Genomic DNA, 24,433 nt, shown 5'->3' on the forward strand with positions numbered 1-24,433 from the left:
TGAGAATCGAAAAACGCGGCGGTGACGCCGCGTTTTTTATTGTCCGAGCGCGCCTTCGCGAGCTGGCATTGCGCTGGCCCCTCCCGCAAGGCAGGCGCCGCCGAACCAGAGCGTTCTGTTCCGGCGCCATCGTTCGAGCCTGGGCCGTTTTGCCACAGCCATCCGGCTGAATCGGTTGCGGTGGGTCAAGAAGGAGCATCTCGACAGCGTTAGGTTCCGACTCGTCAAAGGAGGCACACATGGCTTTCAAGGATGTTCTGTTGACCCTGGCGAGCTACCCGGAGCCGACGCCGGTTTCAGTGATCGACGATGCCGTCTCGGTGGCTGCCACCCTGGGGGCGCACCTCGCAGCCATTTCCTGCGAGGTCCATGCGGAGGTGCGCGCAAGCCTGCTCGGGGATGTCATCCTGGACATACCCGCGCTTATTGCGCGCGAGGCCGCCAAGAGCCGCGAGAATGCGAAAGCCCTGCTTGCCGCATTCGAAGCCTCCGCCGACAAATCCGGCGTCCGGCATGAGACCATCTTCGAGCACTGTGCAACCGCCAGCGAGGCCGCGCTGCTGGTTGACTATGCAAGGCTTCGGGATCTCACGATCATGGCGGTGCCGGACTCCCATGATCTGGGGTACGCCGAGCAGGTGATCTTCGAATCCGGCAGGCCGACGCTGATCCTGCCCACCGGCCCGCGGTCGCGTCCGTTGCGGCTCGACGCCATCTGCGTGGCTTGGGACTTCAGCCGCACCGCTGCGCGAGCGGTTTCCGACGCACTTCCTTTGCTTGAAAGCGCAAGAAGTGTGCGCGTCGTGACTGTCACCAACGAAAAGCCCCTGGATTCCAGACATTCCGGCCGAGAACTGGCGAAGAACCTGGCTCGTCACGGCATCGAGGTCGTGCTGGATGAGATCGATGCCGAGAGCAAGCCGATCGACGAGGTCCTCACATCTTACGTGCTGTCCCACGGCATCGACGTCCTCGTGATGGGCGCGTACGGAACGCCGAGGTGGCGGGAATTCGTGCTCGGCGGCGCGACCAGGGGCCTGCTGTCCAAGCCGCCGGTGCCGATCCTGTTTTCGCATTGACGCTTGGTGATGCAGGAGGTGGCGCCGCTCGGGTCTACGAAACTCGTCAGATCGCTGACGCTCACGCACGCGGTCCTCTATGGGCTCGGCGTGACGATCGGTGCCGGAATCTACGTCCTGGTGGGCGCGGCCGCTGCCCGGAGCGGAATGCATGCACCTCTGGCGTTCCTCGTTGCCGCGGTCGTGATGGGCGTGACGGCCGGGAGCTTTGCCGAACTGGGCACGCGACTGCCGGTCGCGGCGAGCGAGGCCGCCTATGTCCAGGCCGCGTTTCATCGAAAATGGCTCAGCGGTGCCACAGGGTTGCTCGTTGTGGCTGCAGCGACGATTTCGGGCGCGACCATCACGGTCGGGAGTGCCGGCTACATCAGCGTGTTCCTGCCGCTGCCTGCCAGCTGGATCATCGCGGGCGTCGTGCTCGCGATGGGAGCGATCGCCTGCCTGTCCGCGGTTCAGTCCATCAGCTTCGCCGGCTTGATGACGGTCGTGGAGATCGGAGGATTGGTCCTCATTGTCGGAGCCGGGCTGTTTGAGGGCGACGCCCTGGTCTCCCGGCTGCCCGAACTGTTGGCTCCCCTGAGCGATAAAGCAGCGTGGACCGGGATCGCACAGACATCGCTGCTCGCCGTGTTTGCGTTCATCGGGTTCGAGCACCTCGTGAACATCTCCGAGGAAATGAAGAATCCGTCCCACACGCTGCCTTGGGCGCTCTTCATCACCCTCGGCGTGACCGCGCTCCTCTACATGATCGTCGTCTGGGTCGCGGTGGTCGCGGTGCCCCCGGCCGAGCTCGCGCACGCCTCGGCTCCGCTTGCACTTGTCTTTCAGCGGTTGACCGGTCTTCCCCTCTCGGTATTGAGCGTCATCGCGATCGTTGCGACGGTCAACGGGATCATCGTTCACATGCTGATGATCGGACGTGTGCTGTACGGGCTTGCGGACCAAGGCAGCCTTCCGGCCTTTCTGGCCCGGGTGAACGCCAGAAGCGGAGCGCCGGTGGTTGCAACCCTCTTCGGCGTGGGCGCCATCCTGATCCTCGCCCTCGGCATTCCCTTGACCGGATTGGCCGAATGGACCTCACGCCTGACGCTCGGGATCTTCGTCCTGGTCAACCTGGCGCTTCTTCGCATCAAGACGAGAGAATCCAAGCCTCCCGCCGGCGTGTTCTTCGTGCCCATTTGGGTGCCGATCGCAGGACTGTTCACAAGCGCCGCGTTGCTCCTGATCGATCTCGTGCGATAGCGCCCGCGTGGCGTTTCGGCGGGGGACCCGGGCGTTGCGATGGCGGTGCTCTCGCTTCCGCACGCGCGATCGGTGCAACATTAAAGAACACCTTAACAATTAAGGCCTAGCTTGGCCCGCCATGACTGATCAGGTCGTCTCCAGCGCGGTTCAACCGTTTTCGGCGCGTGCAGTGCTCCCTTGGGCTGTGGGGCTCGCCGTCTACGCTGTATTGCTGGCTGTCGGCCCGAAGCTGCTCGGAGATCCCGACAGCTATTCTCACGTCGAGCTCGGGCGCTGGATCATGGCGCATGGGACCCTGCCGACGAGCGATCCATTTTCGTTTTCGAAGCATGGCGCGCCTTGGATCACGTTCGAATGGCTGTCGGAAGTCATCTATGCCGGAGCCTACGTCCTGTCCGGCTGGTCCGGCGTCGTCGTCGTCGCGGCCGCGGCGATCGCACTCGCCTTTGGTCTGCTCACATACTTCCTGCTGCGCGAGCTGTCGCCGACCCAGACGCTGGTCATGGTGATCGCGGCCGTCATCCTGACGGCGCCGCACATGCTGGCGCGGCCACACGTGCTCGTGATGCCCATCATGGTGATCTGGGCGGCTGCCCTGGTGCGTTGCATGGATCACGGCAGGCCGCCACCATACTGGGCCCTGCCGCTGCTGGTCGTGTGGGGCAATCTGCACGGCAGCGGAGTGCTGGCGCTTGGCTTGATTGGACCCGTGGTGCTCGAGGCGCTGCTGCGCGAGGAGCGAAGCCAATGGCCACGCGTGCTGCTGCGCTGGGTGCCATTCACACTGCTTGCCGTCGCCGCATCCTGCCTGACGCCGCATGGGCCGGAACCGCTGCTGATGCCGATCACGACACTCGGCCTCGGTCCCGCGCTCGCCTGGATCGCGGAATGGCGGCCGCAGGATTTCAGCCGCATCGGCGGCTTCGAGCTGCTGTTGCTGGGGGGCATCTTCGCGCTCTCGCGCGGCGTCACGCTGCCGATCGTGCGGACCCTCGTGGTGATCGGCTTGCTCCATTTCGCGCTGGCGCAGATGCGCAATGCGGATCTGCTGGCCATGCTGGCACCGCTCTACCTCGCGGCCCCGCTGGCCCGGAGGTTCGGCGGGCCGAGCGGGAACGAGACCGACCGCTCCTCGCGTGGCTTGAACCTGGCGGCATTCGGCATCTTGGCCGCGATGAGTGGATTGGCGCTGGCGCGCGACATCCGGCCGGCTCCCCTCATCACCCCCGAGGCGGCGGTCGCCCGTGCCGACCTCGCCAAGGCGGGGCCGCTGCTCAACGATTATTCCTTCGGCGGCTATTTGGTCTTTGCCGGCATTCCAACCTTCATCGACGGCCGCGCGGAACTGTTCGGCGGACCGTTCATCGACCGCTACAATCGCGCCCTGGCGCTGATTGACCTCGGAGATTTTCTCAAGCTGCTCGACGACTACAAGATCAGCGCGACGCTGCTCGCACCGAATACGCCCGCCACAGCGATGCTTGATCGGTTGCCGCACTGGCAGCGCGTGTACAGCGACGATGTGGCGGTCGTCCACAAGCGTCGGGAGATGCAGTAAAGCCCGCTCGGCAGCAGCATCGAAGACCAGGTGTTGGCCTCACGTCCGAGATGATTGCGGCGGATCACTCGTTGATTGCGTGCTTGGCGGGTACGGTCGCCGCCTCGTTGCGATCGAAGCCGGCTCGCTTCTGGACCACGTACAGTGGACGGCGCTTTACTTCGGCATGGATGCGGCCGACGTAAAGGCCCACGATCCCCGTCATCAGCATGTTCATTCCACACAACAGCGAGAGGAGGACGATGGTCGAGGACCAGCCGGTCACGAGATGAGCGTCGTTGCTCAGCCACATCACGATGACCCAGCCGCCGTAGAGCAGAGCGAATGCCGAGACGGTCAATCCGCACCAGATCGCCAGGCGCAAGGGCAGATCAGAAAAGCCGAGCGCGGCGTTCACCGCTAGGCGGATCATCTTGAACAGGGGGTACTTGGTCTCGCCCGCGGCGCGCTCGAGACGATGGAAGGTGACCTCGGCCTGGCGGAAGCCGAGCCAGGCGATCATGCCGCGTACGAAGCGATCCTGCTCCGGCATCTGCCTGAGCGCGTCCAGCACCTTGCGATCGATCAGGCGGAAGTCACCGACGTCGGCGGGGATGCCGACGGAGGACATCTTGCCGAGCAGCCGGTAGAACAGGTGTGCGGTCGCGCGCTTGAATCGGCTCTCTCCCTCGCGCGACAGGCGGCGGGCGTGGACGACGTCGTTGCCTTCCTGCCATTTTGCGATCAATTGCTCGATCACTTCGGGCGGATCCTGCAGATCGGCGTCCATGACGATGATCGCGTCGCCCTGCGCGGCGTCCATGCCGGCGGTGATGGCGACTTGATGGCCGAAATTCCGCGACAGGCCGATATAGCGAAAGCGGGCGTCGCGCACAGCGAGTGCCTGTAGCACGATCGAGCTGGAATCGCTGCTGCCGTCGTCGACGAAAATCGCCTCTGCCGGTCCGTCGAGCCGGGACAGCAGCAAGTCGAGCCGGCGTAACAATATCGGCAGTACGGCTTCCTCGTTGAAGACGGGAATGACGAGGCTGTAGCGGATCGGTCCGGAATTGGCCGCCATGCGAAGGAGTCCAGCTGGGTTGCAGGGGCGGAAGTCTATGGGCAGGTGGTTAAGGTCGCCTTTCTCAGGACTTGCGGCGAATCCTGTAGAGGACGAACCGATCCGAGGTCTGCAATAGTTCCAGCAGATCCGGCAGCGGGTTTGCGGCCCGCGGTCCCAGCACATAAAGGTAGTCGAAATCCCGGTACCAGGTGCGGACAAAGCGCGGCGAGTCCGCCGGCGGGCGGCCCGCTGCTATCGCGGTGAGCAGGCCTGAGGACACCAATCCGCCATCCGGAGTGGCAAGATGGCGCACGCCCTCCACGGCCCGAACAGGCTGCTTGCCCGCCTCCGTGAAGAGATTGGGCACGAACGCGTTGGCATAGTGCACCGCCAGCGTTGGCGCATAATACATCGGATACGCCGTGAGATCGGCGAAGGGCGGGTCGCCAGCTTCGTCCGCATTGCTGACGAGGACGCGCGAGCCACGTTCGACCTTGCGGAACGACTCGACAATGGCCGCGTAGTCAGTGCGGTAGGGCAGCCATACCGTGAAGACAACGGCGAGATTGATCAGCGTGATGCCGCTGATCGCAGCGAGTGCAGCCATCCGCCAAGCCCGGCTTGGCAGCGACAGCGAGCAGAACGCCGGCAGGATCAGCGCCGCAGCAGGAAACACGCGGAGGTCGGCGAAAGAGGTCCCGAACAGCCTCGAGGGAATGGCCACGTACAGGAGCGCAAGACCGAGCGCGATCCAAATCCCGGCGGGCTCGAGCCTGAGCAAGCCGCGCCTTGCGGCGAACAGCAACGCGGTCATGAGGGTCAGCCCGGTCACCGCCGCGGCCGTCAGATTGTAGCCGTTCATGATGCGGAGCGGCCAGACCGGCTTGAATGCGAGGAACCAATCGTTGCCTTGGCTTCCGATCGCGCCTGCCGTGACATGCATGATCGCAAGCAGCGCAAGCGCCGGTAGGGCCAGCGCGCCAAGCCGCGCGGCCGCGACGGAATACGCGACCCGCCCTTGGCGGACGCGCGACAGCTCGAAAAGGCCGAGCGTTGCGCCATAGATGCCGAGCGAAAAGAAATGCGCCACATAGAGCGCGGCGACGAAGATCAGATTGGCCATGAAGCGCAGCGGCCAGGGGCCTTCCGCCAGCATCAGATAGACGGCGATGCCCCAGAGCGCGAGGCCGAGCCCGAACTCGAAGTTCACGAAACCCCAGCTGAACGGCAGGCAATAGAGCAAAGCGAGCGCGGCGAAGCCGGCGAGATGGATGCGTCCCTTCCTGACCCATTCGAGCAGAAGCGCACCGGTAACGATCAGGACCTGGCTCAGCAGGAGAAACAGCCGCGTCGCGTTCTCGACGCTCATCAGCCGCGCCAGCTGCGGGACCAGCAGGTCCATTCCGAGGTTGGGATAGAAGGCCCACCTCACCTCGTAATACGGATTTGCACCCGCGGTGCCGTTCTGGCTCAGAACAGACATGCGGGCGAGGTGATTGGGATAATCGACCATCGCCGGAATGGGCGTCAGCAGCACCGGAACAAACGAGACCACAGCCAGCATCGCAAGCACGATCATCGCCACGGCTCGGTCCGGGGCGGAACGCGCCGGATCTGTCAGGATCGGCTTGCTGGAAACCATCTGATGAAGTCGCTGAGGCCGAACACGCGCGCTGGAGCGGGTCGTCACTTCGAAGGCGCCGCGGTCGCGCCGTCTGCGGCGTCGCGCACGTGGATCACGGCGATGTCGTCCGCATAGATCCGCTTCCAGCCTTTGAGCTGGTCGAGGATCTGCGGGCCCGGCGCATCCGCGCCCAGCAGCGTCGCATCGATCTTGTGCTCGTCGAGCAGGCGTGGCAGCAGCTCGGGCTTCTTGCCCTCGGTCGCCTTGAAGAAGTCCATGATGAATTTCTCGCCGTAGAGCTCGGCGCGGCCGTCGACGAAAACAGGGATATCGCGCGAGATCAGATAGCCGCCGAACTGGTAGGCGTTGAAGACGCGCTGCACCTTGCGTTGCTCGAGCAGGTCGACCGCGGCAACCGGCGTCTGCGTCATCGTGAAGGTGAAGCGGTGGTGCCCCAGATAGAGCGAGGTCGAGGTCCAGCTTGCCGCCACGATCATCAGCGCGCCGAGCGCCGTGACATAGCGGCCCGGCCAGCTGTCGGCACCGGCGGGCTCAAGCGCCGGCTGCGGGAACATCTCGCCGAGCGGCTTTGCCAGCACCAGCGGCACCAGGAATGCAAATGCGTCGATGCTCCTGACGTGGCTCAGCGCGCTCCAGGTCAGGAACAGGATCAGGAAGATCCGGGGTGCTGACAGCACCAGGCCGCGATAATAACCGAATGCGATCAGGGCGAGCAGGGCGCCTTCGAACGGGGTGAACGTGGCGAAGTTCGCCGGCATCCATTCGAAGATCAGCGTCAGCAGCTCGCCGAGACTGAGGATGTTGGTCGCCCCTTGCAGCGTGCGCCAGCCATACGGCGTGCAGCAGCTCGCGATCAGCGCCCCGATTCCGAACAGCACCCAGCGCATGAACAGGGCGAGCCGCCGTCCCTTCTCGGCATGCTCGACCGCTTCGAGCGAGATCGGGCCGATCAACGCGAGCCCGAGGACGAAGCCGCCGTGCAGGTTCGCCCACAGCGCCATCAGCGGCAGCCAGGTCCAGGACGGCGCGCTCCTGCGGCTCGCAGCCGCCATCAGCAGGCCGACCCACGCCACCATCACCGGCAGCGCCAGAATATGCGGGCGCGCCAGCACGTGGTGGATCGACAGCGGCAGCGTCAGCGCCAGCATCGCAAACAGCACCGCGCGCGGTGTCTCGATATGCAGCTCGAGCAAATAGACGAGTATTGCGACCGCGAGCGCCATGGCGGTCGCGGTGAGGATGACGGGGCCCGTCCAGCCCCATTGCGCATAGGAGACGGCGAACGCAACCTGCGACAGCCACGAGGTCGAGATCCATGGCGCGCCGGTCCGCGTGAAGGAATAGAAGTCGGCGGTGGGCATGGCGCGATGATCGAGGATCCATTGCCCGATCTTGATCTGCCAGAACGAGTCGGAATCCCGAAGCAGCATGTCGCCGAGAAACAGGAAGAACAGATAGGTGCCGGCACCGACGCACAATGGCACCAGGGCGCGCGCGCGGCCCTGCAGCGCGATGCTGTTGGAGAAGGAAAGGGACATGCCGCCTCGTCGTCCTGGTTGTTCTTGCCGGTCCGGCGTGATCCGGATCTGGCGGGCTGCGTGCGCACCATCCCGTCGCGCTTCAGTCCGAGCGGGCGGCATTGGACCACGCCGGTCATAACTTCGGGTAAACCGGCCGCGGCAGGCCGGCGTCATATGTCTACAATTTAACGGATTGTTTCGAACTTGGATTTACCATGGGCCAATCCACGCAATGCGCCCAGGGTTTACGCAGTCGAATTAACTGCGGCGCAATTCTTTGCCTCTACGTTCCGTTGCCATGGTCGGGCGGCGCTGGGAAGCCGAAGGGACCAGATCAGTTGTAGCCTCGTATACTCATTTGGAGCACTCTATGAAGAACCTCGTTGCGCGTTTCCTCAAGGATGAATCCGGCGCCACCGCCATCGAATACGGCCTGATCGCTGCCGGCATCGCGCTGGCGATCATCACCGTCGTCAACAACCTCGGCACCACGCTGAACACCAAGTTCAGCTCGATCTCGACCAGCCTCAAGTAAGGCCGGACGAACCGAGAATTTTCGAGAGCCCCGTCCCTGGCGGGGCTCTTTTTCATGCAAGGCGTCTGCAGCGGGATGGCGTTAGCGAGCATGATCCTTAGCTCAGCTTCGCCAGCGACTCATCGTGAGCCGGACTTTTCGTCGTAAAAGCGACCAAAGAGCCCACCGCAGGCTTCGCAAAGAATGGCCGCAGCGGACGGTCCCGCACCCGATTGCGCAACGCCGAAGGGTCGTCTGTCCTGTTCGGCAATCAGCGTGCGGAGGGTGACTGCACCGTCGCGTCGTCGCGGACGTGAACCACGGCGACATCATCCGCATAAAGCCGCTTCCATCCCGGCAGATGGTCCATGATCCTGGCGGCGGGAACGGTGGTGTTCAGCAGCGTCGCGTCGATCCGGTAGGTCTCGAGCAGGCGCAGCAGGGTGTTTACGTCCTTGCCCTCGACGGCATCGAAATAGTCGAGCACGAACTGCTCGCCATACAGCTCGGCGCGGCCATCGATGAAGCTCTTGATGTTGCGGGTGATCAGATAGCCGCCGATCGGAGCGGTGCTGAAGATCCGTTGCGCGTGCCGTTTTTCGAGCAGGTCAACCGCGGCCGCTGGCGATTGATTGCCGATGAACGCATACCGGCTGGGCGTGGCATAGGACCGCGTGATGCTCCAGCCGGCCGCGACGATGGCGAGCGCGGCGATTGCGGTCAGGGCAAAGGAGGGGCGCGCCTCGCTTTCCTTCAGCGCGAGCGCTCTCGTCACTCCGAAATGTTCGGCGAACGGTTTGGCGAGCACGAGGGGCGTCAACAGCGCGAAGGCCTCGATGTTTCTGACGTGGTTGAGTGCCGCCCAGATCAGCCCGAGCAGCAGGAATATGCGGGTCCATGACAGCACAACCCCGCTGCAATAACCGATGGCGATCAAGCCGAGCAGGCTGGCGCCAAACAGATCGAGCGAGCTGAAGTCGGCCGGCATCCACTCCCAGATCAGCGAGAGCAGCTTGCCGAGGCTGAGGATCTTGGTCGACGCGAGGAGCGTGTTCCAGCCATAGGGCGTGCAGCAGCTTGCGGCGAGCGCGGCAAGGCCGAACAAGGCCCAGCGCGCCGCGAGTGCAACCCTGTCCTTTCGATCGCAGGACGCGATCGCATCGAGGCCGACGGCTCCGATCAGCGCGAGGCCCATGACAAAGCCGCCGTGAAGATTGGCCCACAGCGCCATCAGGGGCAGCAACAGCCAGGACGGCGCGCTACGCCGATCGGCGGCCGCCAGCAGCCCGCCGACGAAGGCCACCATGACGGGCAGCGCCAGCATGTGCGGGCGCGCGAGAAAATGTCCCATCGACATGAAGAGCAGGGGGGTGACGAGCACGAAAGCGCGTGCCGGCTCCAGATAGGGCTCGAGCAGGTAAACGAAAATCGCCGCGGTGGCGCCGATCGCGAGCGATGTCAGGATGACGACGCCCGACCAGTTCGCTGGCTCGTAGACCAGCGCGAACAAGACTTGCGACAGCCAGGAGCTCGAGATCCATGCCTCGCCGGCGCGCGTGAACGAATAGATGTCGGTATAGGGCACCGCGCGGTGTTCAAGGATCCACTGTCCGATCTTGATCTGCCACAGCGTATCCGAATCCCGCAGCATGATGTCGCCGACGCCCAGGAAGAACAGGTAGACCCCGAGGCCGATGCAAACTGGCAAAAGCCAGCGCGCAACGCCGCGGACGGGAACGCTGCTGATGACGGAAATCGACATTGGGGTCTCGGCGTTGGTTGGGCGACCGCGCGCAAGGCGCGTCAAGACCTGAGCATGTTCGCCTTTAAGTTGGGGTAAACCGCAACGGTTTTCCATTTCAGGCGGTGCAAGGATGCGTTTACCATCTGCTCACGTGCGAGCGCGGAGGTGCGTCGCGCTCGCCTCCGCATTTGCATCTTACCGCTGCGACTCTCTATAGAATTCCATCATGGTTCGAGGCGGAATTCCCTGACATTGCACGACGGTGCGAGGTCGCGCTGCATCGCCATCGATGCCTTCAATAGTGATGGTCTGGCGGCTTCTGTTCCATACGATCCGGCGGGGGACCTCGAAATTCATCGACAGCGTGACTTCATCCTGGCCGGCATCGGTGACTTCACCGCGAAACCCTCTTCCCTCCTTGCCACGCTCAAAGAGTGCTTGTTTCGAAGCTGCATCCATCGTGAAGTACACAGCGCCCGTGTGTTCACAGCGTACAGAGATCGGATTCAGAATGGGATCGCGAACCCCGAAGCTCAAAATGCTTCTCGGAGGCGTGACAGTGCACGGATGGGTTAATGTCGGCCGAAAGGTGGGGTCGTCGAGTCCCGGCCAAGTCATCGTCTTCTTGTTGCTATCAAAGATCAGGTCGATCCGACCTGGACGAACGCGCAGCATGAATTCGATCTTTCCATCACTTTTGGAAATGATTTCTCCAGAACGTGTAGTGATGCCGAAATTTGTTTCGAGGTCTATCGGCGGCGTCTCAAACACGACAGCTTTGGCATCGATGTCGAACGTTGCAAAGTACGGGCGGACAGGCGCGCCACCCTCACACCGCACCGAGAATAATTCAGCGGCTGCCGCGCCGTCTGGTGTCGGCATCAGAAGGAGGATGAGCGCGAGGCCCGAGAGCCGCTTCATGACGCACGCTCCGTTGGTCCATGAGACTCTCCACCGCAGCTCGAGAGAGCGCCAAAGTAGCTCAGGCTCTAAAGCTTCCTGGCAGTGAAGATCGATGCCATCAGCATGCTGGCCAGGCATACGTCAACGTGCGGCTGCGAACAAGATAAATGAACTTATAAGTAGATGCATGTAGCCCGATCGACATGGAACACTCTGAGGCGAAGTTGCACCCACTGACGTCAAATTGTGAACCGGCCGGTTAAGCCCTCGAAGATTACTCGTTCAGTCTCGCGTCGGTTCGTTGCAGGTCGCCTGGACGGGAGAGAAGTTGACGTTGGCCCCCTCCGCTCCTGGCAAACTGCCACCGATGGGCACCGTTGGAGGCCGCCTCGACCGGGATGCCGCCAACATAGTGTTGACGCCTCCGTCCGCCCACCATGACGCCCCACGCATTTGCATCTTGTCATTCACCCTGAATAGTTGTTCAGTCCTTGCGGGGCGATTTGCATCTATTGCGTGAGAAGCGTTCGGCCGCAGGGCGTGCGGCCGGCGTGTGGGACAGGAAGCGCGCCATGGTTTATCGGCGGACGCATCAAGTGGTTAAGCGCCTTGCGGCGCGGCGCAGCGCCATACTGGCGGCGGCGCGGGAGGCGGCGGCGGAAGGCGGGATGGCGGCGGTGCAGATCGCGCCGGTCGCGGTCCGGGCCAATGTCGCGGCCGGCACCGTCTACCGCTATTTCCCCTCCAAGGCCGAGCTGATCTCCGAGCTCATTGCCGAGGTCTCCCGCGACGAGCTCGCGGCGATCCGAAGGGCGGCCGATGCCGCGCCGGGGCCGTCCTCGGCGCTGGCGGCCGCCGTGACCACCGTGGCGGTGCATACGCTGTCGCAGCGCCGGCTGGCCTGGGGCATCCTGGCCGAGCCGGTCGATGTCGATGTCAGCGCCTCGCGCCTTGCCAGCCGGCGCGAGATCGCCGGCGAGATCGCCTCCCGGATCGACGCCGCCGTGCGTGCCGGCCATCTGCCGGCGCAGGACACCGCGCTCGCCGCCACCGCCTTGCTCGGCGCGCTGCATGAGGCGCTCGTCGGCCCGCTCGCGCCCGACAATCTCGATGATCCCGTCAAGATGCGCGATGCGGTGCAGACCGTGACGCTGCTGGCGCTGCGCGCCGTCGGCGTCATGGACGCTCGTGCCCGCGGCCTCGTGGTGCAGCAGACGCTGCTGCCGACGACCAAGGCACTGGTCGGCGCCTGAGCCGACCCGCCACCGGGATCGCCCGGGCCCGCTGTTATCCTGCTACATCAGCATTTTCCCGGCCGGACTGATCAACCCCGGTGGGACGCTTCAGAAGAATGAGCCCGGCGGTCACAATGAGGACGGCTCCGGCGATCGTGGAGCCTTGCGGGATATCCTTGAAGACAAGATAGCCGATGGCTGTGGAACCGAGCAGTTCGAGATAGACCAGCGGCGACAGGGTGGACGCTTCGGCGAAGCGAAATGCCGCGATGGACAGGACATGACTGACAGCAGAGAGCGCACCCAAAGCCAGAAAGAACATGACAGCGTCCCAAGCCGGTGTGGTCCAGGTCAAGATGGCTTGTGGCGTCAGGAGCACCATGCCGACGACACACTGGAAGGCGAGCGTCTTGACGGGATCGCTGACCAGAGAAGCCTGCCGCGTTGCGATCAGATAGAGCGCGAACGTTAGCCCGGCGCCGAGCGCCAGCAGGATGCCGGGCTCGATGTCGCCGTCCGGGCGCAGAATGACAATGGCGCCGGTGAAACCCAACACCAGGCTCGCGATCTTTCCGCGCGTCAACCGCTCCTTCAGCACGATGGCGGCGAGCGCAACCGCGATGACCGGCCCGACGAAATAGGCGCTGACGGCTGTAGCCAGCGGAACGGTCGCGATGGACAGGAAGTAAAGTGTCATCCCGGTGACGAGGAACACCGTCCGCAGCATATGGGAGGCGCGCCGTTCGGCGGGAAAGATCTCTCCTTTGTACCTGATCGCGGCCACCGGAAGGACGACGGCGCTTGCCACGGCGTAGCGCGCCCAGGCGATGAAGAGCGGCGAATAGTCGGCGCTCAGATATTTGGCGATCCCATCGACCAGCGGGATCGAAAGCATCGCGGCCGCCATGAGCACGATGCCCAGCGTCGGGCGGGCGCGGGCTTCGGATTCTACGGTGGTGGCCATATAACCGGTTCCTAGCGATAGCGGCCTGGTGCAGCAGACGCTGCTGCCTGCGAACACGGCGCTGGTCGGGACCTGAAGAAATCGCGCCGCGAGCCAAAAGGCGACCTGATCGCGCTCAGGCCATTGCCCGAGCGTGCCTTTTCGCAAAACCCCGGCAAGACCGGCCAGAGCGGCCGGCTACTGTGCATGGGGTTGTTTTTCGACTTTTTGTTTGGCCGCCCCCGGCGGGCCTCACATGTTGGCGTCGCCCTCGGGGCCGACCGAGGCGATGCGCACCATGTTGGTGGTGCCGGGGATGCCGAGCGGCACGCCGGCGACGATGATGACGCGCTGGCCGGCGCGGACGAAACCGTCGCGGAAGGCGATCTGGCCGGCGCGGCTCACCATGTCGTCCTGGTCGCGCGCGTCCTCCGCCACCACGCAATGCACGCCCCAGGCGACCGCGAGCCGGCGGCCGGCGGTGATGTTCGGCGTGATCGCCACGATCGGCGGCTTCGGCCGCTCGCGCGCCACGCGCACGGCGGTCGAGCCCGATGAGGTCCAGCAGATCAAGGCCGGCAGGTCGAGCGTCTCGGCGATCTGCCGCGCGGCGTCGGCGATGGCATCGCCCGCGGTGGATTCCGGCGCCGGACGTTGGGCCATGATCACCGAACGGTAGGTCGGATCGCGCTCGACCTCCTCGCCGATGCGGTTCATGGTCGAGACCGCCTCGACCGGGAATTTGCCGGCCGCCGATTCCGCCGACAGCATGATGGCGTCGGCGCCCTCATAGACCGCGGTGGCGACGTCGGAGACTTCGGCGCGGGTCGGCACCGGCGACTGGATCATCGATTCCAGCATCTGGGTCGCGATCACCACCGGCTTGCCGGCGCGGCGCGCCATCCGCGTCATCTGCTTCTGCAGGCTCGGCACCCGCTCCAGCGGCAGCTCGACGCCGAGGTCGCCGCGCGCCACCATCAGCGCATCGGAAGCCTCGATGATGTCGGCGAGGCGGTCGATCGCCTGCGGCTTCTCGATCTTGGCCATCACGGCGGCCCGGCCGCGGATCATCTTCTTGGCCTCGATGACGTCGTCGGCGCGCTGCACGAAGGACAGCGCGATCCAGTCGACGCCGGTGACGAGGGCGGCCTCGAGGTCGGCGCGGTCCTTGGGCGTCATCGCCGAGACCGGCAGGTCGGTGTCGGGCAGGCTGACGCCCTTGCGGTCGCTCATCTTGCCGCCGACCACGACACGCGTCACCGCATGCTCCTTCGAGGTCTCCTCCGCGATCAGCCGCACCTTGCCGTCGTCGAGCAGCAGCGCATGGCCGGGCCTGAGCGCCGCCAGGATCTCCGGATGCGGGAGCTGGACGCGCGTGGCATCGCCGGGCGTCTTGTCGGAATCCAGCGTGAAGGTCTGCCCGTTCTGGAGCTGGATCGCCCCTTCGGCAAAGGCGCCCAGTCTCAGCTTCGGGCCCTGCAGGTCGACCAGGATGCCGATCGGCCGGCCGTAGCTGCTCTCGACGTTGCGGATCGTCGCCACCAGCTCCCGCATCTTGTCATGCGGGGTGTGGCTCATGTTGATGCGGAACAGGTCGGCGCCGGCCTCGAACAGGCGGCGGATCATCGCGAGGTCTGAAGAGGCTGGTCCCAGGGTCGCGAGAATCTTGATACGGCGAAGGCGCCTCATGGCTTATTTCCAGACGGGGGTGGCAGGCCGGGCGAGCCCGGGGGCGTAGCACCGGGCGGGCTATTGGGCAAACCCGGAACGCCGCCCGGGCCCACCGGGCCGGGCAGGCCAGGCACGCGCTGCTGCGCCGGCTGTTCGTTGGCGTCGGTCAGCTGCACCGTCCAGGCGCGCTGCTCGCCGGTGTCGACCTCGAAATAGCCGGTGCGGTCATAGCCGCGGGCCAGGCAATCCTCGGTGCCGCGGATGGTGAACTCCTTGTCGCGGGAGCACATGAAGGCTTGGCCCGACCATTCGCCGCCGCGGTCGTAGTCGATGGCGTAGATGTAGTAGTACCGGGCGACCAGCGTGCCGCGCAGCAGCGTCTCGCAGGAACGGGACGAGATGTTCCACCAGCCCTCGGTGGTCCAGCCCTCGGCGTCCTTGTAGCCGAGCGCGATCCCGACCCGGCTCGACGTGTTGTTGCAGAGGCGGAAATCGGCGGAGGCCGGGCCGGCGTAGAGGCACGCCAGGGCGACCACCAGCACCGGGACCAACCGGGCGAGCAGGTAAAGCGGGGAGCGGGGAGATTCGGCAGTCATTGTCGCGGAAGCTATACCAGATCATTGACGATTTGGCGTTGGGCCGGGGCAGCCGGGCAGTGGCCCCTTTGCGCCGCGATATGGCAAAATCTGTGACAAGACCCACCTGATCCCGTAACCCTGCCCCGGAACGGACCTTGAGGAAAGACAGCCATGGCAATCGACGACAAAACCAGAACGGAGCTCGAGGCGGCCGCTTTTCGGCGCCTGGTCGAGCATCTGCGGAGCCGCACCGACGTCCAGAACATCGACCTGATGAATCTGGCCGGCTTCTGCCGCAATTGCCTGTCCAACTGGCTCAAGGACGCCGCGGACGCCCAGGGCGTCGCCTTGAGCAAGGACGAGAGCCGGGAAGCCGTCTACGGCATGCCCTATGAGACCTGGAAGGCGAAGCACCAGGGCACGGCCACGCCCGAGCAGCTCGAGGCGATGAAGAAGGTCCATCCCCACGGGCATTGAACGGCCCATCGCCGAGCCCTGAGTCGCACCACACAACAGCTTTCTGTGCGTCGGCGCAGGAAGGTGTGGGCGCGCTGTGGACGAGCGTGATGCTTGCTTGAACGCTGGGAGCGCCGACCCTAAGGGTCTACCCAGCACGCGCGGTGAGGGATGCCGGCGTCACCTCGTTTTGCCAGTTCCATTGGGAGTACCAAGATGGCCACCTCCGCCGCCGTCCGCGACGACGAGCCCGCGACGAAATTCGCCAAGGACCAGCTCAAATCCATCATCGAGCGCATCGAGCGGCTGGAGGAAGAGAAGAAGGCGATCTCCGACGACATCCGCGACGTCTATGCCGAAAGCAAGGGCAACGGCTACGACGTCAAGGCGCTGCGCACCATCGTGCGCCTGCGCAAGCAGGACCCCAACGAGCGCGCCGAGGCAGAGACCATCCTCGAGACCTACATGCAGGCGCTGGGGATGCTCTGAGGCGCCCCGCCCGGTCGGCGTTGCAGCGCACCAAGCTTGGGCAAAATCTCGGCATCTGCTAGGTTGCTCGGTGAAGGGACCGAGCGATGGATGTGCCGGGACCAGAGCGCAGGCTTGCCGCGGTTCTCGCTGCCGACATGGTCGGCTTCAGCCGGCTGATGGAGGTCGACGAGGCCGGCACCCTTGCGCGCCTCAAGACCCATCGTGTCGAGCTCATCGATCCCGCCATTGCCAAGAATCGCGGCCGTATCATCAAGACGACCGGCGACGGCATGCTCGCGGAATTCCACAGCGTCGTCGATGCCGTGCTATGTGCGGCCGAGGTTCAGCGCCGCATGGCGCGGCGCAATGCCGACGTCCCGCCGCCGCGGTGGATCCAATTCCGCATCGGCATCAATCTCGGCGACGTCATCGTCGATCAGAACGACATATTCGGCGATGGCGTCAACGTCGCGGCGCGGCTGGAGACGCTGGCCGAGCCCGGAGGAATCTGCGTCTCCGGCGCGGTGCGCGATCAGGTCGGCGACCGGCTCGACGGCGTTCAGTTCGACGATCTCGGTGAACAGAGCGTCAAGAACATCGCCCGTCCAATCCGCATCTTCCGCATTCGGCTGGCGGAGGGGCCCGCAAGCCTGCCTGACGGGTCCAATCGTGCTCTGACGCCGCCGGGTGTTTCGAAGAAGCCGTCCATCGCCGTGCTGCCGTTCGCCAATATGAGCGGCGATCCGGAGCAGGAGTTCTTCGCTGACGGTCTCACCGAGGACATCATCACCGAGCTTTCGCGCTTCCACGACCTGCTCGTCATCTCCCGCAACTCGACGTTCGTCTACAAGGGAAAGGCCGTAAAGGTCCAGGACATCGGCCGTGAGTTCGGAGTCGACTATGTCATCGAGGGCAGCGTTCGCAAGGCCGGCGAGCGCGTCCGCGTCACCGTGCAGCTGATCGATGCAGAGACCGACCGCCATATCTGGGCCGAACGTTACGACCGCGAGCTCCGGGATATCTTCGCCATCCAGGACGAGATGACCCGCGCGATCGTGGCGACGTTGCCGGGGCGAGTAGAAGCCGCAACGCACGACCGCACCAAGCGCAAGCCGACCGACAACATGCCCGCTTACGAATGCGTGCTGGCTGCAAAGCTCCTGCATCATCGATCAACCCGCGACGACAACGCTCAGGCGCAGACGCTGCTCAACCGTGCGCTGGCGATGGATCCGAACTATGCCCACGCTCATGCCTGGAAGGCATGCGTGCTCGGTCAGTGCTGGATCTATGGCTGGTGCGCCGACCGCGAGGCGACCTTCGAGCAGGTTGCTTCGGAGCTGGAAATTGCGTTGGCGCTCGACGACAACGACGCGGACGTACACCGAATTCTCGCCGCGCTGAATCTGACGCGACACGACTACGAAAAGGCCACCTATCACCAGGAGCGTGCACTCGCCCTCAATCCGAACTACGACCTCGTCGTCGTGCAACAGGGAGAGCTTCTGACCTGGCTGGGCCTGCCGGAGGAAGGCATCGACTGGATCAGGAAAGCGATGCGTCTCAACCCCTATCATCCCGAGCGCTTCTGGAGCCATCTGGGCCGCGCCTATTATTGCGCGGAGAAATACGCCGAGGCCGCCGAGGCGTTTTCAAGGATCACGCGCCCCGACTATACCCATCATGCGTTCCTGGCGGCGACATTCGCGCAGATGAAGAACGCGATCGCGGCCGGCGCTCACGCCGCCGAGGTCTTGAAGCGCGAACCGGGATTCTCGGTGGCAGCTTATCTTGCGACGCTGCACTACAAGCGCGAGCCCGACCGGCAGCGTCACGAGGCCGGCCTCATCGCGGCCGGCTTGCCGGCTTGATCAACCCCGGGCAAGGACGAACAGAGAGAGCTTTGCTGGTACAGAGGACTCAGCGGAGCGCGGCGGTGCGCACGACGAACGACGTCGTCTCGAGCTTTGCGGTCGCGCTGCCCGAGAAATTGTCGCAGGACAGGCCCTGCATCGGGTCGTCGGAGAAGCCCATCGCGATCACGGAGCGCGGCTTGACGAAATAGCCGCGCAGCGCCGCGGTATCGAGCTCGCCCATCAGCGTCACCGACATCGCGTGGCTGGCGCTCGGCGACAGCATCACGATCTTGAGCCAGATGCTCTCGCCCTTGGCCGCAGACAGGCGGGTCGCGGTTGCGACCCTGCCGTCGACGCTCTTGCCGACCACGCTGTTGATCTCCGGCGCCTGAGCCAAGCTGCGGGGGCGGGTGGTGCGCGGGATCGGCGCCGAGGCGGCGACGACATTGCCGCGGTCGACTGGGGACGCCGCCGGCGCGTAAGCCAGGGCTTGCAGGGCCGCGTTGGACACGCTCGCGGTCGGTTGCGGATCGGTGGCCGCGGCCAGCGCCTGGCGCGCCTTCAGCGCGGCGACCTGCGCCGGCGTCGCCTGCTGCGGCGTGGCCGGAACGTCATCCCAGAAGCCGCGCGCATTGATGATGTCGGCCGGGGTTTCCGGCTTGCTGGCAGCGGGCTTGTCAGCCACGGGCGCGGGCTTCGGCTTGGGCGGCGCGACGATCTGCGCATCGGCCGACGCGAGCTGGATCGCGGCGGCGATCTGCGGCTTGGCGCGCGGCGTCGGCACCGGCTCGGCGGGCTTGGCGGCGGCTGCGACGACGGTCGGTGCCGCCGGCTTCGCGGCCGGGCTGGGCGCGCCCTCGTCATCCTCGTCGCTGGCGGCCGGAGCTGCCGGCTTGCTCCTGAACAAGGCTGCGAAGAAATTCGGCTTGCTGCCGGCGTCATCGCCGCTGCCGCGCCGCTCGATCTCGGCCTTGGCGAGCTCATAGTTCTTCAGCGGCACCCCATCGGTCGGCAGATGCACCGTCTTGCCGTCCGGGAAGACGCGGGCGAGCTGGTCATGGGTCATCCGCGGCCAGTGCCGGACGCTGCCGGTGTCGAGGTGCACGAAAGGCGAGCCGGATGTCGGATAGAAGCCGACCCCGCCGCGCTGCAGGCGCAGGCCGGCGAAGCGGATCTGCTCCAGCGGCACGCCGGGGATGTAGAAGTCTATCGCATGGCCCAGCATGTGCTGGCTGGCGCGCGCCACGCCGGAGGAGCGGCGGCGGAGCATGGCGTTGGTGGCGGGGGAGCGATAGGAGGAGATGATCTGGATCGGCTGCTTGCCGTCGACGTCCCGATAGACTTCCCAGAGGATGTCGAACAGGCGACGGTCCATGACCGTCTGCTCCTGGCTGCGCCAGTCGCGCAGGAAATGGTTGAGCTGCTTCAGCGCCGCTTCGTCATAGCGCCCGTCGCGCTTGAAGGTGACGGTGAGGTCTTCGCCGGAATGGGTGTGGTGGAACGAGAGCGTCTTGGTCTCGTTCAGCGCGGCGGCGTCATGAACCGAACCGGCGGCCGCAAGCAGTAATGCAGCCGCAAGGCCGATCCGGGACCCGGCCTTCACGCCCGCATGGGACAACGACAGCACAGCAAGTTGGCGTGCGAGACCAGTCAGCACGTATGAGCCCACCCAGTCGACGAGCGTTCAAATGGACTCTCCCGCCAACCCCGTTAGCAGCGCGAAAGAGGATGAACGCTTTCTTAAAGCGAGAAGGTTAATTTGAGGTTGACCTTCTCGCCCCCAAACCAAGTCAGATTACGATCCTAAGCGGTTGACTGTGGCAAAAAAACGCCCGCCGCCCCATCGCAGGTCGCAGCATGGTTAACGTCAACGACCCCATCCTGGGGACGGGGTCGCTGATTTCCTTGCAGAATTTCAGGAAAACGAGTGCGGGACGGGCGTCAGCGGGTAAACACCCGCTGCTGTTGCGGACGGCGGCCGACCGGTGCCGGCGGCACGGCCTGGGTGGGCGCCCCGAACAGCCGCTCGAAGAAGTTCGGCCCGGACGAGCCGAAGCCGCTGCCGTTGTTGGCCACGGCCACTCCGGAGGGCAGCGTCGTTGCCGGACGCGAATAGCTCGGCTGGGAATGCGCCACGACGGCCTCGAGGTCCTTGCCGCGGTTGTTCTTCAGGACGTTGATCATGGCCGCGTCGCGGCCATAGACGTCCTTGCGGAACTGCAGCTTGCCGGCCTCATCCACGAACGCGGTCTGATAGGTGATGTTGACCGGGATTGGGGTCGGGAATTTCAGGTCGATCTCGCTTTTGCCGTACATGCTGCGGATGCGCTCCGGCGTGTACTTCTCGTTCGGCATGACGATGTTGAGCAGAACGGAGGCGTACTGATCCGGATTCTGCACGCGCATGCAGCCATGGCTGAAGGCGCGCTCTTCCTTGGCGAACAAATGCTTGTCCGGCGTGTCGTGTTGATAGACGAGGAACTTGTTCGGGAAGTTGAAGCGGATGCGGCCGAGCGCGTTGGCTTCGCCCGGCGGCTGCGAAATGTGCACCGAGCCGTCGCGGTTTTGCTCAAGCCTCAGGCCCATGCGTTGAAGCACGGTCGGGTCCTGCTGCAATGCCGGCAGGTACTCGTTGTAAACGATGGATGGCGGCACATTCCAGGTCGGGTTCACCGTGATGTACTTCATCGTCTCGGTGAGGAGCGGGGTGGCTTGCTTGCCCGGCTTGCCGGTGACGACGCGTGTGGTCCAGACCTGCTGGCCGCGTTGCATCACTTTCAAAGTGAAATCGGGAATGTTGAGGATGACATAGGCATCACCCAGCGACGGCGCGCCGAGCTCGCGCGGCAGCCAGCGCCAGCGTTCCATGTTCACCAGCACCACGTCGATCTGCTTGTCGCGCTTGGGGGTGTTGAGCGCCTTGACCGTCTTGTCGTCGAGGATGCCGGTCGCCTTCAGCTCGGCGCCGCTCTGGAATTTGCGCACGGCTTCGGCGACCGCCGCGTCATAGCGGGTGTCGCTCGCGTTCTCGGCGAGGCCGAGCTTGGCGCGCAGTTGCGGCACGCGCGGATCTTCCACGACGATCTCAGCCTGCTTCTTGCCGGCAGGGGTGTATTTCAGCGCAGGGCCGTCGGCGATCTCGATCACCGGACCGCTGCCCTGGCGGCGCAGCTCGGCGAGCTTGGCCTTCAGCTCCTTGTAGAGCTTGTGCGGCGGGTTGTAACTCTCGAGCGCCGCGGAGGCGTCCGCCGCCGTCGTGATCTTGGCGAGCACTTCGCCGGGATCGACCGGATGCTCGGGATAGAGAATGTCGCCGCCGGCCTGCGACCAATGCATGCGGCCGCTCTGGGCGTGGCGGGCATAGTCGAACATGCTGGCGGTGAGCTTGAGCTCGGCATCAGCCAGCGCATCGGGGGGCGTGGCGGCGAAATCCGGCACCGGATAGTCGGCGGGATTGAGACCGTCGGACGCCGCGTCCTTGAGCCGTGCGATCACGCCCTTGGCCGCAGCAGTCAGGTTGCCGCCTTGCGTCCAGACCGGCGCGAAGTCGCGCGCGCCATAGAACTTCTCAATCGCTGCACGCTCGTTCTTGCGGTCGAAATGGCGCGAGGTCTTAGCGCCGATGATGTCCTTGAGCTTGTCCGCGACCGGTTGGTCGGCGGTGGGCACGTTGCTTGCGGCCTTCACCGGTTCGGCGGCCGGTGCTGCGGGAGCCGTCGGCGTGGCCGTTGCGGTGTCGGCCTTGGCCGGCCCGGTTTTCGCAGTCTCGCTCTTCGGCGCTTCCGGCGCGGGTGTGGTGGCAACGTCGGAGGGCTTGGTCTCCACCTTGTCCGCGGTGGGCGCGACGTTCACCTTGGCGGAATCTCTTGCGACGTCCTTCGTGGAATCCTGCACCGTGGCGGTGGTGTCGAGCTTGATGTCGGCTGCAGTCGGGGGCGGGACGTTTGCCGGTTCGGGGCGCGGGATCGCGGCTTCGATCGCGAGTTCCGCGGCGCTGCTGCGCGGCAGATCCTGCGCCAGGGCCGAGCTGGCCGACACCGTGAGGAAGGTCGCCGCGACCGTCATCAAGACACGGTCAAAGCCCACACGGTGGTTCAAACAGTCACGCATTGTGTCGCACCCCTCGGGTGAACTGTTCCTTCATGGAACAGCTCGTTATCGCTTATTGATGTTTCGGCTAAACCGCGCCGGCCTCTCGAAAGTTGCACGCCTGCACGCAACGATTCTGACGCAGACGATATACAGGCCCCGATTTTGCGGCCAGCGCTGCCCGGGGCAACTCACGACAAACTGACTTCAAGGGAGCCTCTTGGCAACGGATTGTACGCTTCTGCCACGCGCTTTTCCCTCTGTCTGTCACTTCCAAGTCACGGTTCAAATCGCAGACGAATTCCGTCGTCACGCGAACGGCTTAGAGCGATCTCGCACCGCCGTGCGAAGCTTCGTTCGCACTGGGCTCAATGCGTCTCCTCGCCGCTTTTGCCGCCATGCCCGGGAACCCCGGCCTCGTCGAGTTTGCGGTAGAGCGTCGAGCGGCCGATTTTGAGTCGGCGAGCCACTTCGGACATCTGGCCGCGATAATGCGAGATGGCGAAACGGATGATCTCGTTCTCCATGTCCTCCAGCGGGCGGACATCCCCGGTCGCAGTGAGCATAGACAGCGTTCCCACCGCGGGGAGCGGGGCGATTGGTATTTCATTACCCGACACTACGGAGGGCGTCGCCGCCGGCTCGAGCAGCAACGGAGCGGTCGGAATATCCGTGACGGGATGCGCCTGCGAGGCGAGCAGAGGGAAGTCGCCGAGACCAAGCTGGTCCCCGTCGCTCATCACCACGGCGCGATAGACCGCGTTCTCGAGCTGGCGGATGTTGCCGGGCCAGTCGAGCTGGGCAAGATGGGCCACCGCCTCGCCGCTGATCCCGGTGATCGGGCGGTTCTCCTCGGCGGCAAAGCGCGCGATGAAATGCCTGAGCAGGTGCGGGATATCCTCACGCCGCGCGCGCAGCGAGGGGATCGTCAGCGGCAGCACGTGCAGCCGGTAGAACAGGTCTTCCCGGAATTGTCCCTGCTTCACCCGCTCCAGCAGCTTGCGATTGGTGGCCGAGATGATGCGGACGTCGACCTTGAGCGGCTTGCGGCCGCCGACCGATTCCACGGCGCCTTCCTGGAGCGCACGCAGCAGCTTTACCTGCGCCGTCAGCGGCAGCTCGCTGACCTCGTCCAGAAACAGCGTGCCGCCATGAGCCTCGACGAACTTGCCCGTGTGCCGCTCGGTGGCCCCGGTGAAGGCGCCCTTCTCATGGCCGAACAGGATGGACTCGACGAGGTTGTCGGGAATTGCGCCGCAATTGACCGCAACGAACGGCTTGGCCTTGCGCTCGCCGCTGCCATGGATGGCGCGCGCGAACATCTCCTTGCCGACGCCGGACTCGCCCTCGATCAGCACGGGGATCGCGGAGTTTGCCGCCTTCTGGGCGGCGCGCATCACGCCCGTCATCGCTTCGGAGCGGGTGATGATGTCGGAGAAGGTGAGCCGTCCTTCGCGGCTGTGACGGATGCGCTGCAATTCCCCCTTGAGCGCGGACGTGTTGAGCGCGTTGCGAAGCGAGACCTGGAGCCGCTCGACGCCGACCGGCTTGACGACGAAATCGGCCGCGCCCGCGCGCATCGCGGAGATCACGTTGTCGATACCGCCATGAGCGGTCTGCACGATGACGGGGACGCTCAGGCCGGCTTCGCGGATCTTCGCCAATACGCCCATGCCGTCGAGGCCGGGCATGACGAGGTCGAGGATGACGGCGTCGATGGCCGGTCCGTCGGGGGCAGTGAGGGCGGCAATTGCGGCGTCACCGGAGTCCACGACGACCGTCTCATAGCCGCATTTCTGCACCATGTTCTCGACCAGCCGGCGGGCTACAGCGTCGTCGTCGGCGATCAAAATACTGGCAGCCATGGTGTTCCCCGCACGCTAC

General features: G+C 64.8%; 19 protein-coding genes. 8 read left to right on the forward strand and 11 right to left on the reverse strand.

The features are described from left to right. The first annotated feature begins 239 nt into the window (after positions 1-239). From XF30_RS09430 to XF30_RS09440, 3 genes are all read left to right on the forward strand, one after another. Complete coding sequence (locus tag XF30_RS09430) at positions 240-1,079, forward strand: universal stress protein (protein ID WP_109142504.1); 840 nt, start codon at positions 240-242, stop codon at positions 1,077-1,079. Positions 1,080-1,088: 9 nt separating this feature from the next. Beyond that, complete coding sequence (locus XF30_RS09435) at positions 1,089-2,321, forward strand: APC family permease (RefSeq protein ID WP_057028066.1); 1,233 nt, start codon at positions 1,089-1,091, stop codon at positions 2,319-2,321. A gap of 121 nt (positions 2,322-2,442) precedes the next feature. After that, positions 2,443-3,882 carry a hypothetical protein gene (locus XF30_RS09440; protein WP_109142505.1) on the forward strand — a complete coding sequence of 480 codons (1,440 nt, stop codon included), beginning with the start codon at positions 2,443-2,445 and terminating at the stop codon, positions 3,880-3,882. Positions 3,883-3,946: 64 nt separating this feature from the next. On the opposite strand, the gene XF30_RS09445 is transcribed toward XF30_RS09440, so the two are convergent. The 3 genes from XF30_RS09445 to XF30_RS09455 form a co-directional block, all read right to left on the reverse strand. After that, positions 3,947-4,942 (reverse strand): glycosyltransferase family 2 protein, encoded by a 996-nt coding sequence (locus tag XF30_RS09445; protein WP_109142506.1) that lies wholly within the window; start codon positions 4,940-4,942, stop codon positions 3,947-3,949. A 64-nt stretch (positions 4,943-5,006) separates the two neighbouring features. Further along, positions 5,007-6,503 carry a hypothetical protein gene (locus XF30_RS09450; RefSeq protein WP_244609087.1) on the reverse strand — a complete coding sequence of 499 codons (1,497 nt, stop codon included), beginning with the start codon at positions 6,501-6,503 and terminating at the stop codon, positions 5,007-5,009. 107 nt (positions 6,504-6,610) lie between these two features. Continuing rightward, positions 6,611-8,107 (reverse strand): hypothetical protein, encoded by a 1,497-nt coding sequence (locus XF30_RS09455; RefSeq protein ID WP_109142508.1) that lies wholly within the window; start codon positions 8,105-8,107, stop codon positions 6,611-6,613. Positions 8,108-8,459: 352 nt separating this feature from the next. Between XF30_RS09455 and XF30_RS09460 the strand changes: the two genes are divergently transcribed. Next, on the forward strand, positions 8,460-8,624 hold the full coding sequence (locus XF30_RS09460) for a Flp family type IVb pilin (RefSeq protein ID WP_109142509.1): 165 nt from the start codon (positions 8,460-8,462) through the stop codon (positions 8,622-8,624). Positions 8,625-8,874: 250 nt separating this feature from the next. Here the strand turns inward: XF30_RS09460 and XF30_RS09465 are convergent, their stop codons facing one another. Continuing rightward, on the reverse strand, positions 8,875-10,365 hold the full coding sequence (locus XF30_RS09465; RefSeq protein WP_109142510.1) for a hypothetical protein: 1,491 nt from the start codon (positions 10,363-10,365) through the stop codon (positions 8,875-8,877). Positions 10,366-10,542: 177 nt separating this feature from the next. Further along, the gene (locus XF30_RS09470; RefSeq protein ID WP_146207667.1) at positions 10,543-11,268 is read right to left on the reverse strand and encodes a hypothetical protein; all 726 of its coding nucleotides are present in this window, start codon (positions 11,266-11,268) and stop codon (positions 10,543-10,545) included. Between the two features lie 554 nt (positions 11,269-11,822). Between XF30_RS09470 and XF30_RS09475 the strand changes: the two genes are divergently transcribed. Further along, complete coding sequence (locus XF30_RS09475) at positions 11,823-12,503, forward strand: TetR/AcrR family transcriptional regulator (RefSeq protein WP_057028549.1); 681 nt, start codon at positions 11,823-11,825, stop codon at positions 12,501-12,503. A 34-nt stretch (positions 12,504-12,537) separates the two neighbouring features. On the opposite strand, the gene XF30_RS09480 is transcribed toward XF30_RS09475, so the two are convergent. The 3 genes from XF30_RS09480 to XF30_RS09490 form a co-directional block, all read right to left on the reverse strand. Further along, positions 12,538-13,449 (reverse strand): DMT family transporter, encoded by a 912-nt coding sequence (locus XF30_RS09480; RefSeq protein ID WP_146207668.1) that lies wholly within the window; start codon positions 13,447-13,449, stop codon positions 12,538-12,540. Between the two features lie 231 nt (positions 13,450-13,680). Beyond that, positions 13,681-15,117, reverse strand: coding sequence for a pyruvate kinase (gene pyk, locus XF30_RS09485; protein ID WP_035998645.1), 1,437 nt, complete (start codon positions 15,115-15,117; stop codon positions 13,681-13,683). Beyond that, positions 15,114-15,695 carry a DUF1036 domain-containing protein gene (locus XF30_RS09490; RefSeq protein ID WP_035998649.1) on the reverse strand — a complete coding sequence of 194 codons (582 nt, stop codon included), beginning with the start codon at positions 15,693-15,695 and terminating at the stop codon, positions 15,114-15,116. The genes pyk and XF30_RS09490 overlap by 4 nt, the downstream gene beginning before the upstream one ends. Positions 15,696-15,848: 153 nt before the next feature. On the opposite strand from XF30_RS09490, the gene XF30_RS09495 reads away from it, so the two are divergent. The 3 genes from XF30_RS09495 (at position 15,849) to XF30_RS09505 (ending at position 18,475) form a co-directional block, all read left to right on the forward strand. Beyond that, on the forward strand, positions 15,849-16,154 hold the full coding sequence (locus tag XF30_RS09495) for a DUF1244 domain-containing protein (protein WP_035998652.1): 306 nt from the start codon (positions 15,849-15,851) through the stop codon (positions 16,152-16,154). Between the two features lie 195 nt (positions 16,155-16,349). Further along, positions 16,350-16,622, forward strand: a complete 273-nt coding sequence (locus tag XF30_RS09500) for a DUF2312 domain-containing protein (RefSeq protein ID WP_018641571.1) — start codon at positions 16,350-16,352, stop codon at positions 16,620-16,622. An 86-nt stretch (positions 16,623-16,708) separates the two neighbouring features. Next, positions 16,709-18,475: an adenylate/guanylate cyclase domain-containing protein gene (locus tag XF30_RS09505; protein WP_035998656.1), complete on the forward strand. Its 1,767-nt coding sequence runs from the start codon at positions 16,709-16,711 to the stop codon at positions 18,473-18,475. Between the two features lie 49 nt (positions 18,476-18,524). Here the strand turns inward: XF30_RS09505 and mepK are convergent, their stop codons facing one another. From mepK to XF30_RS09520, 3 genes are all read right to left on the reverse strand, one after another. After that, positions 18,525-20,117 (reverse strand): peptidoglycan L,D-endopeptidase MepK, encoded by a 1,593-nt coding sequence (mepK, locus tag XF30_RS09510; protein ID WP_244608886.1) that lies wholly within the window; start codon positions 20,115-20,117, stop codon positions 18,525-18,527. A gap of 284 nt (positions 20,118-20,401) precedes the next feature. Further along, complete coding sequence (locus tag XF30_RS09515) at positions 20,402-22,570, reverse strand: L,D-transpeptidase family protein (RefSeq protein WP_109142514.1); 2,169 nt, start codon at positions 22,568-22,570, stop codon at positions 20,402-20,404. A 347-nt stretch (positions 22,571-22,917) separates the two neighbouring features. Further along, positions 22,918-24,414, reverse strand: a complete 1,497-nt coding sequence (locus XF30_RS09520; RefSeq protein WP_057028054.1) for a sigma-54-dependent transcriptional regulator — start codon at positions 24,412-24,414, stop codon at positions 22,918-22,920. Between the last annotated feature and the right edge of the window lie 19 nt (positions 24,415-24,433).

It is taken from the genome of Bradyrhizobium sp. SUTN9-2 (assembly GCF_003122645.1).
In the GTDB taxonomy this organism is placed as follows: domain Bacteria; phylum Pseudomonadota; class Alphaproteobacteria; order Rhizobiales; family Xanthobacteraceae; genus Bradyrhizobium; species Bradyrhizobium yuanmingense.

Coding starts and splice junctions, on each gene's coding strand:
- XF30_RS09430 (WP_109142504.1), top strand. CDS start 240: ATGGCTTTCAAGGATGTTCTGTTGACCCTGGCGAGCTACCCGGAGCCG.
- XF30_RS09435 (WP_057028066.1), top strand. CDS start 1,089: ATGCAGGAGGTGGCGCCGCTCGGGTCTACGAAACTCGTCAGATCGCTG.
- XF30_RS09440 (WP_109142505.1), top strand. CDS start 2,443: ATGACTGATCAGGTCGTCTCCAGCGCGGTTCAACCGTTTTCGGCGCGT.
- XF30_RS09445 (WP_109142506.1), bottom strand. CDS start 4,942: ATGGCGGCCAATTCCGGACCGATCCGCTACAGCCTCGTCATTCCCGTC.
- XF30_RS09450 (WP_244609087.1), bottom strand. CDS start 6,503: ATGATCGTGCTTGCGATGCTGGCTGTGGTCTCGTTTGTTCCGGTGCTG.
- XF30_RS09455 (WP_109142508.1), bottom strand. CDS start 8,107: ATGTCCCTTTCCTTCTCCAACAGCATCGCGCTGCAGGGCCGCGCGCGC.
- XF30_RS09460 (WP_109142509.1), top strand. CDS start 8,460: ATGAAGAACCTCGTTGCGCGTTTCCTCAAGGATGAATCCGGCGCCACC.
- XF30_RS09465 (WP_109142510.1), bottom strand. CDS start 10,365: ATGTCGATTTCCGTCATCAGCAGCGTTCCCGTCCGCGGCGTTGCGCGC.
- XF30_RS09470 (WP_146207667.1), bottom strand. CDS start 11,268: ATGAAGCGGCTCTCGGGCCTCGCGCTCATCCTCCTTCTGATGCCGACA.
- XF30_RS09475 (WP_057028549.1), top strand. CDS start 11,823: ATGGTTTATCGGCGGACGCATCAAGTGGTTAAGCGCCTTGCGGCGCGG.
- XF30_RS09480 (WP_146207668.1), bottom strand. CDS start 13,449: ATGGCCACCACCGTAGAATCCGAAGCCCGCGCCCGCCCGACGCTGGGC.
- pyk (WP_035998645.1), bottom strand. CDS start 15,117: ATGAGGCGCCTTCGCCGTATCAAGATTCTCGCGACCCTGGGACCAGCC.
- XF30_RS09490 (WP_035998649.1), bottom strand. CDS start 15,695: ATGACTGCCGAATCTCCCCGCTCCCCGCTTTACCTGCTCGCCCGGTTG.
- XF30_RS09495 (WP_035998652.1), top strand. CDS start 15,849: ATGGCAATCGACGACAAAACCAGAACGGAGCTCGAGGCGGCCGCTTTT.
- XF30_RS09500 (WP_018641571.1), top strand. CDS start 16,350: ATGGCCACCTCCGCCGCCGTCCGCGACGACGAGCCCGCGACGAAATTC.
- XF30_RS09505 (WP_035998656.1), top strand. CDS start 16,709: ATGGATGTGCCGGGACCAGAGCGCAGGCTTGCCGCGGTTCTCGCTGCC.
- XF30_RS09515 (WP_109142514.1), bottom strand. CDS start 22,570: ATGCGTGACTGTTTGAACCACCGTGTGGGCTTTGACCGTGTCTTGATG.
- XF30_RS09520 (WP_057028054.1), bottom strand. CDS start 24,414: ATGGCTGCCAGTATTTTGATCGCCGACGACGACGCTGTAGCCCGCCGG.